The sequence below is a fragment of the Streptomyces sp. G45 genome (genome assembly GCF_049542095.1).
In the GTDB taxonomy this organism is placed as follows: domain Bacteria; phylum Actinomycetota; class Actinomycetes; order Streptomycetales; family Streptomycetaceae; genus Streptomyces.
This window is the reverse complement of record NZ_JBMUZU010000001.1, coordinates 7,592,698-7,606,845: the sequence shown is the minus strand read 5'-3', so window position 1 is coordinate 7,606,845 and position 14,148 is coordinate 7,592,698. Positions and strand designations below refer to the sequence as shown.

At 72.8% G+C, this 14,148-nt stretch carries 12 protein-coding genes; 4 read left to right on the top strand and 8 right to left on the bottom strand.

Going from position 1 to position 14,148, the window contains the following annotated elements; all coding sequences use genetic code 11:
• Positions 1-36: 36 nt before the first annotated feature.
• On the bottom strand, positions 37-969 hold the full coding sequence (gene fmt / locus ACOBQU_RS32330) for a methionyl-tRNA formyltransferase (RefSeq protein WP_423632033.1): 933 nt from the start codon (positions 967-969) through the stop codon (positions 37-39).
• A gap of 522 nt (positions 970-1,491) precedes the next feature.
• Between fmt and ACOBQU_RS32325 the strand changes: the two genes are divergently transcribed.
• Complete coding sequence (locus tag ACOBQU_RS32325; RefSeq protein ID WP_423632031.1) at positions 1,492-2,031, top strand: hypothetical protein; 540 nt, start codon at positions 1,492-1,494, stop codon at positions 2,029-2,031.
• 232 nt (positions 2,032-2,263) lie between these two features.
• Here the strand turns inward: ACOBQU_RS32325 and ACOBQU_RS32320 are convergent, their stop codons facing one another.
• Positions 2,264-4,414 carry a primosomal protein N' gene (locus tag ACOBQU_RS32320; RefSeq protein ID WP_423632029.1) on the bottom strand — a complete coding sequence of 717 codons (2,151 nt, stop codon included), beginning with the start codon at positions 4,412-4,414 and terminating at the stop codon, positions 2,264-2,266.
• A gap of 237 nt (positions 4,415-4,651) precedes the next feature.
• On the opposite strand from ACOBQU_RS32320, the gene ACOBQU_RS32315 reads away from it, so the two are divergent.
• Complete coding sequence (locus ACOBQU_RS32315; protein WP_423632027.1) at positions 4,652-5,818, top strand: helix-turn-helix domain-containing protein; 1,167 nt, start codon at positions 4,652-4,654, stop codon at positions 5,816-5,818.
• A 902-nt stretch (positions 5,819-6,720) separates the two neighbouring features.
• On the opposite strand, the gene ACOBQU_RS32310 is transcribed toward ACOBQU_RS32315, so the two are convergent.
• A complete protein-coding gene (locus ACOBQU_RS32310) occupies positions 6,721-7,476 on the bottom strand; it encodes a hypothetical protein (protein WP_423632025.1) in 756 nt (251 codons plus the stop codon).
• A gap of 35 nt (positions 7,477-7,511) precedes the next feature.
• Between ACOBQU_RS32310 and ACOBQU_RS32305 the strand changes: the two genes are divergently transcribed.
• Together ACOBQU_RS32305 and ACOBQU_RS32300 are read left to right on the top strand one after the other, a co-directional pair.
• Positions 7,512-8,489 carry a hypothetical protein gene (locus tag ACOBQU_RS32305; RefSeq protein ID WP_423632023.1) on the top strand — a complete coding sequence of 326 codons (978 nt, stop codon included), beginning with the start codon at positions 7,512-7,514 and terminating at the stop codon, positions 8,487-8,489.
• Positions 8,490-8,521: 32 nt separating this feature from the next.
• Positions 8,522-9,646, top strand: a complete 1,125-nt coding sequence (locus ACOBQU_RS32300) for a hypothetical protein (protein ID WP_423632021.1) — start codon at positions 8,522-8,524, stop codon at positions 9,644-9,646.
• Positions 9,647-9,710: 64 nt separating this feature from the next.
• On the opposite strand, the gene metK is transcribed toward ACOBQU_RS32300, so the two are convergent.
• The 5 genes from metK to ACOBQU_RS32275 form a co-directional block, all read right to left on the bottom strand.
• Complete coding sequence (gene metK / locus ACOBQU_RS32295; RefSeq protein ID WP_423632019.1) at positions 9,711-10,919, bottom strand: methionine adenosyltransferase; 1,209 nt, start codon at positions 10,917-10,919, stop codon at positions 9,711-9,713.
• Between the two features lie 294 nt (positions 10,920-11,213).
• Positions 11,214-12,557, bottom strand: a complete 1,344-nt coding sequence (coaBC, locus tag ACOBQU_RS32290) for a bifunctional phosphopantothenoylcysteine decarboxylase/phosphopantothenate--cysteine ligase CoaBC (RefSeq protein ID WP_423632017.1) — start codon at positions 12,555-12,557, stop codon at positions 11,214-11,216.
• Between the two features lie 110 nt (positions 12,558-12,667).
• On the bottom strand, positions 12,668-12,940 hold the full coding sequence (rpoZ, locus tag ACOBQU_RS32285) for a DNA-directed RNA polymerase subunit omega (protein ID WP_003982715.1): 273 nt from the start codon (positions 12,938-12,940) through the stop codon (positions 12,668-12,670).
• 26 nt (positions 12,941-12,966) lie between these two features.
• Positions 12,967-13,530 carry a guanylate kinase gene (gene gmk, locus ACOBQU_RS32280; protein ID WP_423632014.1) on the bottom strand — a complete coding sequence of 188 codons (564 nt, stop codon included), beginning with the start codon at positions 13,528-13,530 and terminating at the stop codon, positions 12,967-12,969.
• 67 nt (positions 13,531-13,597) lie between these two features.
• A complete protein-coding gene (locus ACOBQU_RS32275) occupies positions 13,598-13,924 on the bottom strand; it encodes an integration host factor (RefSeq protein ID WP_423632012.1) in 327 nt (108 codons plus the stop codon).
• Between the last annotated feature and the right edge of the window lie 224 nt (positions 13,925-14,148).

Genomic DNA, 14,148 nt, shown 5'->3' with positions numbered 1-14,148 from the left:
CGGGGGGCCGGGGGTGCCGTCGGCCGGGCGGGGGTGCTACGCGCCGAGGCGCTCGCCCGGCGCGATCCGCACGCCACGCGCCCAGTCCGCCGCGGCCATCGGCTTCTTGCCCTGCGCCTGGACCCACAGCAGCTCCACGGCGTGCGACCCCGTGCCCACGTACAGGTTCTTCTTGCCGACGGACAGCTCGCCGGGCGCGAGGTCAGTGCGGTCCTGGACCGGCACGGCCTGGATCAGCTTCAGGCGCTCACCGCGGAAGACGGTCCACGCGCCGGGCGCGGGCGTGCAGCCGCGCACCACCCGGTCCACGCGCAGCGCCGGGGCCGCCCAGTCGACGCGGGCGTCCTCCACCGTGATCTTCGGGGCGAGCGTGACACCGTCGGCGAGCTGCGGCACGGCGGTCAGCGAGCCGTCCTCGATGCCGTCCATGGTGGCCGCGAGCAGCCCGGCGCCCGCGAAGGCCAGCCGGGTCAGCAGGTCACCGCTGGTGTCGGTGGGCCGGACCTCCTCGGTGACCGTGCCGTAGACCGGCCCCGAGTCCAGGCCCTCCTCGATCAGGAAGGTGGAGGCGCCGGTGATCTCGTCCCCGGCCATCACCGCGTGCTGCACGGGCGCGGCGCCGCGCCAGGCGGGCAGCAGCGAGAAGTGCAGATTGACCCAGCCGTGGGCGGGCACGTCCAGGGCCACCTTCGGCAGCAGCGCGCCGTAGGCCACCACCGGGCAGCAGTCCGGCGCGATCTCCCGCAGCCGGTCGAGGAACTCAGGGTCACGCGGCTTCGCGGGCTTCAGCACCTCGATCCCGGCCTCCTCGGCGCGCTCGGCCACCGGGCTCGCGACCAGCCTGCGGCCGCGGCCCGCCGGGGCGTCGGGGCGTGTGACGACGGCGGCGACCTCGTGCCGTCCGGAGGCGATCAGGGCGTCCAGGGAGGGGACGGCGACCTCGGGGGTGCCTGCGAAGACCAGCTTCACTGGGTGGTACCTCGGTTCTCTGGGGGTCGGCGGCGCGGTCACCGGCGGCGACGCGGCGGGCGTGGACGGCGACGCACCAGTCTATGACCGCTGCCGGAACGGGGCGCGGGCGTGCCCGGTGACGACCGGAGAGTGCCCGCGGCCACTTCCCCCGGGGGCGTACGCACAGCCGTGCGCCCTGCGCATATGCGTATACGCCCCGAGACCGTGACCCCTCACGACGTGGCGCGTTGGTCAAGAGAAAGTTGACCACGAAGGGGCCACCACGCGGCCCGCTCCCCGCACCAGATTCACCGCACCAGCCAAACCCCCACGGGCCACCGCCCGTTCCCCGCCCGGACCCGCCACGCAGACAACCTCGTCCCCCTCCCCCTCCTTACTTCCCTCCCCGCTCCCGTCCCACCCCTCACACCTCATCCCGTCCCTCATCCCGTCCCTCCTCCCTCACCTCCAACCCCTCACCTTCAACCAGCTCAACTCCATCAACCCCGATCCCTCAACGCCGGTTCGAGAGGCTTGTTCATGGCCGACCACGCAACCCACGACGCCCAGGCACGGGCCAGCCTGCACCTCCTGGTGCGGGACATCGAGCGGGTCCGCCGGCAGGTGGACGCACTGCGCACCCTCACCGCCCAGCTCGGCAACGTCTACCGCCCGCGCCGCTCCAGCCCCTCCGCGGGCTTCGTCGTGTACGGGCGCGCGCCCGCCCCGACCGTCCGCCTCGCCCAGGAACTGCGGGACAGCGTCGAGACGCTGGTCACCGCCGCGGTCGACTTCGACCGCTCCCTGGGCTTCTCGTGGGACGCGGTCGGCTCCGCGCTCGGCGTCACCAAGCAGGCGGTGCACCGCCGGTACGGCGCCCGCCGGGCCACGGCACAGGCCACGGCCACCGAGCCGGAACGCACCACCGAGCCCACCCCCGCCACACGCCCGGTGCCCGTCGGCACCACGCTGCCGTCGGTGCCCGCCGCCCGCGCCATGCCGACCCAGCCGACGGCGGGCAGCCCCGCCCTCCGCGACGACGTCCGCCCGAGCGCCTTCCCCGGCCCGCGCAACGGCTGACCCCCACAGCTGCCCCCGCCCCGCTCACCACGGGCCGGGGGCAGCCGCGCATCTCAGCCCGTCCGGCGTTCGAGAACGAGCCACGAGGCGGCGAGACCCTTCAAGCCCGTCCGGCGTTTGAGGACGAGGCGCGCAGCGCCAACTAAGGCGGGGTGCCAGGGGCGGCAGCCCCTGGTTTCGGTGAAGGGGCGGGCCTGGGGCGCCCCCGCGAGGCCCCCGCCCCCACCACCCGTCACCCAATGTCCCCCGGATCAATCCGCACCCGCACCCCGGCCTGCGCCCCCGCCCCCCGGGCCATCCGCGCCGCCTGCGCGGACTTCAGCGCACGGGCCAACGCCGCCCCACTCCCCGGCGGCACCCGCACCAGCGCCCGCTCCCACCGCTCCCCCGGCGGCGGATCACCGGGCCGCCGCGCCCGCCCCGGCTCCGTGGACGGCATCGGCACCGGCCCCAACACCTCGGCGTCCGGCGGCAGTTCGACCTGCCCGAGGAAGTCGGCGAGGGACTCCGGCGCACCGGCCACCGCCGCCATCCGCGACACCGGCGGAAAGCCCAGCTCCGCCCGCTCCGCCAGCTCCCGGACCGCGTGGCCCACCGGATCCCACCGCACCAGCGCCTGCACCGGCCGCAGCGTCGGCTCGGCGACGACCACGACGGTGCCGCCCGCCCCCTGGTCCCGTACCAGCGCGGCCGCGCCGATCCAGCGCCGCAGCGCGTCCTCGCCCGCCCGCAGGTCGGGCCGCCCGAGCATGGCCCACCCGTCGAGCAGCAGCGCGGCGGCATAGCCGCCCTCCGCCACCGGCTCCGCCCCCGGCGTGCTCACCACCAGGGCGGGCGCGGCCCCCACCGTGTCCAGGACCTGCTCGCGCCCCGACGTCCGCACCGGCACCGCGGGAAACGCCCGGCCCAGCTCCTCCGCGGTGCGCCGGGCGCCCACGACCTGGGCGCGCAGCCGGAAGCCACCGCACTCCTGGCAGTGCCAGGCCGCCTCGTCACGCCCGCACCAGGCACACACCAGCGCCCCGGAGTCCCGGGCCTCAAGCGGTCCGGCGCAGTGGCGGCAGCGCGCGGGCTCCCGGCAGCGCTCGCACGCCAGCCGGGGCACATAGCCGCGCCGGGGCACCTGCACGAGCACCGGGCCGCGCTTCAGCCCCTCGCGGGCGACCTGCCACGCCAGGGAGGGCAGCCGGGCCGCGCGGGCCGCCTCGTCCCGCGCGAGGTCGTCGTCCCCGACCGTGCGCACCAGCGGGGCGGCGGCCCGCACCTGCTCGCGGTCCGCGGCCACCGGCAGGGCCCAGCCGCTCTCCACGAGCTGCGCGGCCTCCACCGTGCAGCTCCAACCGCCCAGCAGGAAGCCGCACTTGTCGCGTGCGGCACGCAGCTCAAGGACCTCCCGGACGTGCGGGAACGGCGCGTTGTCGTCGCTGTGGCTGCCGTCGCCGTCGTCCCACACGACGACGAGGCCCAGATTCCGCACGGGCGCGAACATGGCGGCGCGGGTCCCGACGACGGCACGCACCGAGCCGCGGCGCACCGCCAGCCACTGCGCGTACCGGCGCTCCGGACCGGCGTCGGCGGTCAGCAGCGCGTGCTGCCCCTCGCCGAGCAGGGCCCGCAGCGCCGCGTCCACCCGCGCGGCGGGCCGCCCGGCCGGGACGACGACGAGCGCGCCGCGCCCCGAGGCGAGCGTCGCCTGCACGGCGCGGGCGATCTCCTCCGCCCACAGCGGCCCCGGCAGCGCGGTCCACACCGCCCGCGGCGCCCCGCCCGCGGCCAGCTCCGCGAGGAACTCGGGCCCGCGCGCGTACCTCCGCCAGGAACCGGCGTCCGGCGCCTCGGGCGGCGCGGGCGCGGGCGGCGACGTCCGCTTCTCGGCCCGCGCGTGCCGGGGCGGCACAGCCAGCTGCAGCACGTCGGCGAGGCTCCCCGCGTACCGGTCGGCCACGGCCCGGGCGAGCCCGAGCAGCTCCCCGTCGAGCACCGGCTCCGGCGACACGACCTGCGCGAGCGCGGCGAGCGGTCCGCTGTAGTCCGACTCGGCGCACCGCTCGACGAGGAACCCGTCGATCAGCCCCCCGCCCTCGCGCCGCCCGTCCCGCACGTTCCGCGCCCCGGCCCCGAACCGCACCCGCACCCGCACCCCCGGCTGCGCGGCCTCGTCCAGCTCCTCGGGCACCGCGTAGTCGAAGTACCGGTCGAGGTGCAGCACGCCCTTGTCCACGACGACCCGCGCCACCGGCAACTCCTTGGCCAACGCGGCCCCCCGCCACGTACGCGGCTTGGCCTTCGGAGCCTTGGCCTTGCGCACACTCTCCCGGATGAGCGCGAGCTGCTCAGGCTCGGTCCCACCGGACCGTTCGACGTTCTCGTTCTCGCTGCTCACGCTGCATTCCTACCAGACGGGACGGACAACGAAGCGGGGCCAGGACGCCCCGCGGGACCCGCTGGGCCCACCCCTCCCACCTGGCTGGTTTCGCCTTCTCGACACGCGGCGCGGGGCCGGTTTCCCTCCCGATGAGGAAACGGGAAACGTTCCATTCGCCTTGTTCGGCCCCGTCGGCTGCCACACGCTGAATCGCGGCGCTCACCGGCTGACGGCCGGAGAGTGACGGAGGTAGAAGTGCTGGATCGGACACGTGACTTCGGGCCGGAGCTGCGCAGGAGGCGCCTGGACGCCCGGCTCTCGCTGGCCCAGCTCGGTCAGCGCGTGCACTACAGCAAGAGCCAGCTCAGCAAGGTGGAGCGCGGGATCAAACGCCCGACGCCCGAGCTGGCTCGCCTGTGTGACACGTGTCTCAAGGCGGACGGGGCGCTGGCCGCCCTGGTGCCGGTCCCGTCGCCCACGCCTTCTCGCCCTGCCCCTGGCCCTGACCACGACGGTGAGGTGTGGTTGATGCACTTGGACAAGGACGGTTCGAGCACGTTCCAGACGGTGACGCGGCGCGGCGTGATCGCCGCGGGGGCCACGTCCGTCCTGGCGATGCACACGGAGGACGGGCTGTGCCAGCCCTCGCCCGGCGACGCCGCGGAGACCGTCGTGGACGCGGCCCGGCTGCTCTTCGACCAGTTCCGGCGCCTCGGTCAGGCGTCCGGCCCCGCCAGTGTCCTGCCCGCCCTGATCGCCCAGACCCACAGCCTGGAACAGCTCGCCGTACGAGCGGGGCCCCGCACCCGGCGCGCGCTGCTCCTGATCGCGTCCCGCTACGCCGAGTACGTGGGATGGATGGCCCAGGAGTGCGGCGCGGACCCCACAGCACTGTGGTGGACGGACCGGGCCGTGCGGCTCGCGGACGCGGGTGACGACCCCGACCTCGCCACGTACGCGCACGTCCGCCACTCGCTCATCAGCCTGTACCGCGGAGACCTCGACCGAGCCACCCAGCTCGCCGAGCGGGCGCTGCGCAGCGACGCGCCCGCACGCATCCGCGGGCTGGCGGCGCAGCACCTGGCGCAGAGCACCGCCGTCGCGGGCGACTACGACACCTGCATGCGCAGCCTGGACGAGGCACGCGACCTGCTCGCACGCGACGCCGCCGACCCCGGTCGGCCCGTGCTCGGCACCTCGCACCTCCCCGACGTGGTCTCGATGTTCACGGGCTGGTGCCTGTACGACCTCGGCCGCCCCGCCCAGGCGGCCGCGCTGCTCGACCGGGAGACCGCGCGGATCCCCGAACACGCCTTCAGGACCCGGGGGCGCTACAACGTCCGGCGCGCCCTGGCCCACGCCGCAGCGGGCGACATCGACCACGCCTGCGCACTCGCCGCGGACGCCCTCACGAGCCCTTGATCTGGCGGTCGCGCTCCTCTGGGCCGCCCCTTCCTAGAGAGGACTGAGACATGCACGAGATCTTCATCAACTACCGCACCAAGGGCGGCAAGGAGCTCGCCCACATGTGCCGCCGGGCACTGACGGACAGGTTCGGCGCGGACAGCGTGTTCCTCGCCGGGCAGTCCATCGAACTGGGCCGCGACTACACCGAGGCGCTGTCGCAGGCGGTGCGCCGCAGCCGGGTCCTCCTCGTGATCGTCGACGAGCGCTGGCTCGACGCCCCTGACCCGCGGCGGCCGGGCCGACGGGCGCTCACCAACCCGAGGGACTGGGTGCGGCGCGAGATCGAGGAGGCCTTCGACTCGGGGGTGGTGGTCGTCCCCCTCCTGACGAGCCGCCATCTGGAACAGCTCGCCCCCCACCGGCTCCCCAAGCCGATCGCCCAACTCGCCGCCTGCCAGTACGCACGCGTGCAGCTGCGTACCTTCGACACGGACCTGACCAGTCTGGGCGACCGCCTGTCCCAGCAGGTCCCGGGCCTTGCCGCGCTCGACCGGCGAAGGAGCGGTCAGGACAAGAACCAGCCCGAGCAGTCGACCACCATCCGAAACAAGCAGCAGAGCGGCGGCATCGGGCACATCAGCGGTTCGGTTGGAACGGGAACGTTCGTCGGCCAGTCCCAAGGTCCATTACACACGGGCAGTGGCGACATAGTCACCCACCATCACGAGAACGGCGACGGGACCACCTATCTCGCGGGCGACAACCACGGCGGCGTGGGCCACCGCTTCGATCGACGCGACCCGCGCTTGTCTAGAGCAGGGCAGCCGGTAGCGGAAGACACCGGCACATACGTGAAAGAGGCACACGGCCCGGTGCACGGGGGTGAGGGGCCGCAGTTCAACTTCTACATGACGGTGTCAGCTCCCGTGACGCCACGCCGGGAACAAGGGCGCCGACGGCCCTGCACCGCTGCCGGGGGCGTTCGCACCCACCTCTGCCGACGCTTCGTTGATCCACTCCACCACGCAGGGGGGCATGAAGGTGTACGACCGGCACACACAACGCTGCCCGACGCCCCGGACGACGAGGCGTCCACCGCTCTGGACCCCCGGGACATCGGCTCCGGTGACCGGCTCCTGCTCGACCTCTCCGAGGCCGACGAGTCCCGGTACGTGACCGTGCAGGAAGAGCTGCTCGGCTTCCGCGACCAGCTCATCCGGCTCGACGCCCACCTCGTCGTGGTGCTGCCGCACCACCTCGGCTACCTGCTGCGCGACGACCTCAGGCACCTCACCGCCGAGATCGGCCACCCGTCGGCGAAACGGGTGCTGGCCCGGCATCTGCGCTGCGAGAACATCCAGCCCACCCCGGACGACCTCCAGGACGGCGAACTCACGGCCTACACCGGCCGGGCGCCCCTGCGCGACATCGCGGCGCTCGCCGACGGCATCAGACGGCAGCGTGACACAGGGGGCCCGGAACGGGGCTTCGCCCACTGGCTCGCCGCGGCCCTCGCCGAGAAGCACGACCAGACCGTGCGCGTCGCCGCCGACATCGCCGCCGAGCACAGCGGGCGCCGCAGGGCGCTGCTGCTGTCGCTCGCGATGTTCCACGGCACCACGCCGGTGACGGTGCTGCACGCAACGAACGCGCTGCTGGAGGTCCTGAGCCATCCGCAGGACGACACCCCCGCCTCGACCGCACCGACTTGCACGCGGAGTTCAGCGCGATCGGTGCCGAGGTCAGCGCCGACAGCCGCGTCCGCTTCCCGCTGCCCGGCTACGACAGCGCCGTGCGCAGCCACTTCTGGACGTATCTGCCGGACGTCCGCCGACAGCTTCGCGACTGGTTCCAGCTGTGCATGGCGGCACCGGACCTCGACGTGGCCGAACGCGGCCCCGCCGTCAAGCGGTTCGCCGACCAGGTCCTGCGCTGTGACCGCCCCGAGGACCTTCGGTGGCTGGTGGACCGGTGGACCCGCGGCGGCACCTCCACCCGGAAGGTCGCCGACGCCGCGCAGCTCCTGGCCCACGGCCTGGCCGACGACCAGCACGGCCGGTACTTCCGCCAGCAGGTCTACGACTGGTCCAAGGCGCCCGACACCAGCCCCGGCCTGGGGCAGGTACTCGTGCTGGTCTGCTCCAACGTCATGGCGCGCAGTCACCCCGACCAGGCCCTCGTACGCCTTCACCACCTGGCCCGCCGGGCCAAGGGCCAGGTGCTCGCGGACGCCCGGGACGCCACCCTGCGCCTCGCCCGCTCCGACAACCGCCTGTACCGCCGCATGCTGGAGCGGCTGGGCACCGGCATGGCCCAGGGCCAGTGGGGGGACAGCGACAGCGTCCTGTTCCTGTCACTCGCCGACCCGGTTCGCCTCATCCGGTCCGCGTCCGTCAGGGCACTGCTGGCCCGGGGCTGGTCCGAGGCGTTGCACCGCCCCGAGCAGCACTGGGCGGTGCCCGTGTCGCACTGGCTCAACGCCTGTGCCACGGACGCCGTCCATCGCACGCTGATCCTCGATGTCCTCGCCACGGCCTGCGCGCCGGACAGCCGCACGTCGGGCCTCGTCTACCGGGTCGCGCGGCGCTGGCGGCACGAGAGCCCGGCGTTCCCGGCCGAACGCGCGGACGTCCTCGCCCAGCTGCTGCACACCATCAACGCCCGCCAGGGCATCGAGTCGTACTGATCCGCCGTCCGACGACAATTCGGGGGTTCACCATGGGTTCCGGCCAGAAGACGATGACGCTGTTCGTCACCGTCATCCTGGGGCTGGTCGTCGTCATCTTCGGGCTGAGCGCGGGCTGGCCGCGCTGGGCCTGGCCCGTCACGGCCATGGCCCTCCTGGGCACCGCGGCGGTCACGCACCGCGCCCTGTGCCGTACGTCCCGCAGGCCGCTCTCCGACCCCCTGCCGGGGTTCGACCCGGATCTCCTCGCGCCGTGCGCACCGGGTCCGGAGCAGCGGGTCACGCACGTGGCCCTGCCCAGCGCGGTACCCGACTACGACTTCTCCTTCTCCGCCACGGTCTGCTGGAGCGAACGGGAGGCCGCGGAGGACGCCCCGGCGATCAACGCCGCGGGTCTGGCCGTGGACGCGATCCTTCAGCGCGCGCGGGCGCTCACCTCCCAGCAGCCGCCCACCCGCAGCGCGTTCGTCCAGCACCAGCTCAACGGGGCACTGGGCACGATGCGCGAGGACGCCACCGGTCGCGTCATGGCCATGGCACATGACGTCTCGCTGAGCCTGCCGGAACACGACCGTGAGCGTCTGTCCAAGCTGTCGGACGTCCGCAAGGACGAGGACGTCTGGGAGCACGAGCGGAACTACGAGCGGAGCAAGCGGGCCTACCTCGGCGACGACGTGCTCAAAAACACGGGCAGCGCCGTGGTGTGGTGGCTGTCGCGCAACGACGAGGAGGTGGAGGGCACCGTCGACCGGATCGGCCTGCTGGCCCGGCTGTCGGCGGCCGCGAACAACGACACCGTCGCGCCGCCCTTCGAGCACCTCGTGCCCCCGTCGGCATCGCCGTACGCGAGCGACCCCATGGACCTCGGCCGACAGGGCCCGCCGGACTGGGGCGCACCGTCGCCTCCCTACGGCCCGGACGGCGATCCGGCACCGGCCCAGGACACGGCGGGCTCCGGCATGATCGACTCGATCCTGGCCTGGTTCGGGCTCTCTCGCGAAGACCCGGAGGCCGACCTCTTGGCCGAACGGTTCATGAACCTCGCCAGAGCCCACGGCAGGATGGACGTCGTCGAGGAGTTCCGACGGTACTTCGGACACCCCGGGCCGGGCGGAACCGACGACGACGGTACGAAGCCCACGGACCCGCCCGGCTGACGCAGCGAGGCCCGGCGTGCCGTCAGGCGGCGCCGGGCCTCGGCCGAAGCGTGCGGCTTGCGGACTACAGGCCCGCGGCCTTCCGCAGCGCGTCCACCCGGTCCGTCTTCTCCCAGGTGAAGTCGGGCAGGGCGCGGCCGAAGTGGCCGTAGGCGGCGGTCTGGGCGTAGATGGGGCGCAGCAGGTCCAGGTCGCGGATGATCGCGGCGGGGCGGAGGTCGAAGACCTCGCTGATGGCCTGCTCGATCTTGTCGGTGTCGACCGTGTTCGTGCCGAAGGTCTCCACGAACAGGCCCACCGGCTCGGCCTTGCCGATGGCGTAGGCGACCTGGACCTCGCAGCGGGCGGCCAGGCCCGCGGCGACGACGTTCTTGGCGACCCAGCGCATCGCGTACGCCGCCGAGCGGTCCACCTTGGACGGGTCCTTGCCGGAGAAGGCGCCGCCGCCGTGGCGGGCCATACCGCCGTACGTATCAATGATGATCTTGCGGCCGGTCAGGCCCGCGTCACCCATCGGGCCGCCGATCTCGAAGCGGCCGGTGGGGTTGACCAGCAGGCGGTAGCCCTCGGTCTCCAGCTTGATGCCGTCGTCGACCAGGGCCTTCAGCTCCGGCTCGACCACGAACTCGCGGATGTCGGGAGCCAGCAGCGAGTCCAGGTCGATGTCCGAGGCGTGCTGCGAGGAGACCACCACCGTGTCCAGGCGGACCGCCTTGTCACCGTCGTACTCGATGGTGACCTGCGTCTTGCCGTCGGGGCGCAGGTAGGGGATGGTGCCGTTCTTGCGGACCTCCGACAGCCGCCGCGACAGGCGGTGCGCCAGATGGATCGGCAGCGGCATCAGCTCGGGCGTCTCATCGCACGCGTAGCCGAACATCAGGCCCTGGTCGCCCGCGCCCTGCTTGTCCAGCTCATCCTCGTCGCCCTCGACGCGGGACTCGTACGCCGTGTCGACACCCTGCGCGATGTCGGGCGACTGCGCGCCGATGGACACCGACACGCCACAGGAGGCGCCGTCGAAGCCCTTCTTCGACGAGTCGTAGCCGATCTCCAGGATCTTCTCGCGCACCAGCTGCGCGATCGGCGCGTACGCCTTGGTCGTGACCTCACCCGCGACGTGCACGAGGCCGGTCGTGATGAGCGTTTCCACGGCGACCCGCGAGGTGGGGTCCTCCCGCAGAAGCGCGTCGAGAATGGTGTCGCTGATCTGGTCAGCGATCTTGTCGGGGTGACCCTCGGTCACGGACTCCGAGGTGAAGAGACGGCGGGACACATCGCTCCCTGTGGTTGCAGCGGCTGCTGGCTGATCATTGGCGAACGGGCCGAGAGCTGCGCTCGACGTCGTCCGAGACCAGTTTATCGGTCGCGCTCGGCCGCGTGGTCACGTGTCTCGCCACATGGGAGCCCTGTGACCTGCGGCACTGCATTGTGCGACACGGTCAGCGGTCTCCACCAGAGGGCGTGGCGCCCCGTAATCCCGGGGTCTTCCCGGGTTTTTCGGGGGTTTCACGGGTTCGTCCCGCCTGGCGGGACACCGGCCCCCGGTGGTCGACCGACGCGGGGACCGTCAGGCGAGTCGCGGAACGACCAGGTCCCAGACGGTGTCGGCGAGATCGTCCTTGGGGCCGTACGGGACCGGGGTCTCGCTGCCGTCGGCGCCGAGCACCACGGCCTCGTTCCGCTCAGAGCCGAATGTCTTGCGCTCGCCGACCTCGTTCACGACGAGCAGGTCACAGCCCTTGCGCGCGAGCTTGGCGCGGCCGTTGGCGAGGACGTCGTCCGTCTCGGCGGCGAAGCCGACGACCACCTGGCCCGGGCGCGGCCGGTCGCCCGCGATCTCGGCCAGGATGTCCGGATTGCGGACGAGGGCGAGAGGGGCGGGCTCCTCGCCGTCCTTCTTCTTGATCTTCCCGGCGGCGTAGGCCGCCGGGCGGAAGTCGGCCACGGCCGCCGCCATCACCACGGCGTCGGCGTCGGCGGCCGCCTTCAGGACCGCCTCGCGCAGCTGAAGGGCCGTGCCGACGGGCACGACGTCGACGCCCGCCGGGTCGGGCAGCGCCGCGTTGGCGGCCACCAGGGTCACGCGGGCGCCGCGGGCGGCCGCGCTGCGGGCGAGGGCGTAGCCCTGCTTGCCGGAGGAGCGGTTGCCGAGGAAGCGCACCGGGTCCAGGGGCTCGCGGGTGCCGCCCGCGCTGACGACGACGTGGCGTCCGGCGAGGTCCTGACCGCCGGTGCCGCGCTTGAGGACGCGGCGTACGACCTCGAACAGCTCCGCGGGCTCGGGGAAGCGCCCCTTGCCGGTGTCGACGCCGGTGAGGCGGCCGACGGCGGGCTCGACGACGAGGGCGCCGCGGCGGCGCAGCGTGGCCACGTTCTCCTGCGTGGCCGGGTGCTCCCACATCTCCGTGTGCATGGCCGGGGCGAAGACGACGGGACAGCGGGCCGTGAGCAGCGTGTTCGTCAGGAGGTCGTCGGCGAGGCCGTGGGCCGCCTTGGCGAGCATGTCGGCGGTGGCGGGCGCGACGATCACGAGGTCGGCGCCCTGCCCGATGCGCACGTGCGGCACCTCGTGGACGTGGGACCAGACCTCCGTGGACACCGGGTTCCCGGAGAGGGCGGACCAGGTCGCGGCGCCCACGAAGTGCAGCGCCGACTCGGTCGGCACGACGCGGACGTCGTGGCCGGACTCGGTGAGCCTGCGCAGCAGCTCGCACGCCTTGTAGGCGGCGATCCCGCCGCTGACGCCCAGCACGACCCGCGGCTTGCCCTGCCGGTCTTCCCGGACCTCCCGGGCTTCCCGGGCTTCCCCGGCTTCCCGGTCTTCCCCGGCTGCCCGGTCCTCCCGGGGGTCGCGGATCTCGCCGCTCTCGCCACTCTCACCGGACATGTCGCTCTTGTCGGCCTTGCCCACGGTACCTCCCCGCACTCTGTCGCGCACGCCGCGTCGGCGGCGTACGACTCCATGACACACCACAGGCCCGGCAGGTGCTCTGCCGGGCCTGTGGTGAACGACTTGGACGCTTACTGCGCCGGGCCCTCGACGGCCTCGGACGTCAGCAGGCCCGCGTTGATCTCGCGGAGCGCGATCGACAGCGGCTTCTCGTGGACGTGGGTGTCCACGAGCGGGCCGACGTACTCCAGGAGGCCCTCGCCGAGCTGCGAGTAGTACGCGTTGATCTGACGGGCGCGCTTGGCGGCGTAGATCACGAGGCTGTACTTCGAGTCGGTGGCCTCAAGCAGCTCATCAATCGGCGGGTTGATGATGCCCTCGGGCGCGGTGATGGAAGAGGACACTCTCTGCCTTCCGAAGGGGGTGAAGATCAAACAACTTTCATCAAGGCTAGCAGTTCGCGCGCGACATCCTCGACCGAGGTGTTGACAAGCGTCGTATCGAACTCCGACTCCGCGGCCAGTTCGACGCGCGCGGCCTCCAGCCTGCGCTCGATCACCTCGGGGGCCTCCGTCCCGCGGCCGGTGAGCCGACGGACCAGCTCGTCCCAGCTCGGCGGGGCCAGGAAGACCAGCTGGGCGTCCGGCATCGACTCGCGGACCAGCCGGGCGCCCTGGAGGTCGATCTCCAGGAGGACGGGCTCGCCCGCCTCCAGGCGCTCCAGCACGGCCTGGCGGGGCGTGCCGTAGCGGTTGCCCGCGAACTCGGCCCACTCCAGCAGCTCGCCGTTGGCGATCAGCTTGTCCATCTCGTCGTCGGAGACGAAGAAGTACTGGACGCCGTGGCGCTCGCCGGGGCGCGGCTTGCGGGTCGTCGCCGAGACCGAGAGCCAGACCTCGGGGTGTTCCTTGCGCATATGAGCGACGACCGTGCTCTTGCCGACCCCTGAGGGGCCGGAGAGCACGGTCAGCCGCGGACGTACGTCCGGGGGCACGGGGGTCGTCCCCGGGATGTTGCAGCCATGCAGCGATTATCCAGGTTCGCGGGAGTGCCCGAGACCGTCAGCTGGCAGCACTGCTGCCAAACTCACGCTCGAGCGACGCGATCTGGTTGGAGCCGAGGCCGCGGACACGGCGGCTCTCGGAGATCCCGAGGCGCTCCATGATCTGCTTGGCGCGGACCTTGCCCACGCCCGGCAGGGACTCCAGGAGGGCGGAGACCTTCATCTTGCCGATGACGTCGTTCTCCTGGCCCTGCTTGATGACCTCGTGAAGGGAGGCGCCGGAGTGCTTGAGTCGATTCTTGACCTCGGCCCGCTCCCGGCGAGCCGCGGCGGCCTTTTCGAGCGCGGCTGCGCGCTGTTCAGGGGTAAGGGGCGGAAGAGCCACGCCTACGTCACCTCGAAGATCGAACTGTCGGATACGGACCGGTGAGGAACCTAGTCGCCCCACACCAGGGGAGCAACGTGCAACGCGCTTGCCCGTTGGCTCTCGTCGGAGACTAGCGGCCATGGCCGCCGGAGTCAGCGAGAACAAGCGAAAAGTCCTGGTCAGCCTCCGCTGAGCCCGACATAACGGGCAATTCTCCCCTGATTTGGCCGGGTGTCGCGTAA

What these genes read in the sequence shown, in the direction of transcription:
- ACOBQU_RS32310 (WP_423632025.1), bottom strand. Translation starts at nt 7,476, where the DNA reads ATGGCTCAGGACCTCCAGCAGCGCGTTCGTTGCGTGCAGCACCGTCAC.
- ACOBQU_RS32300 (WP_423632021.1), top strand. Translation starts at nt 8,522, where the DNA reads ATGGGTTCCGGCCAGAAGACGATGACGCTGTTCGTCACCGTCATCCTG.
- ACOBQU_RS32325 (WP_423632031.1), top strand. Translation starts at nt 1,492, where the DNA reads ATGGCCGACCACGCAACCCACGACGCCCAGGCACGGGCCAGCCTGCAC.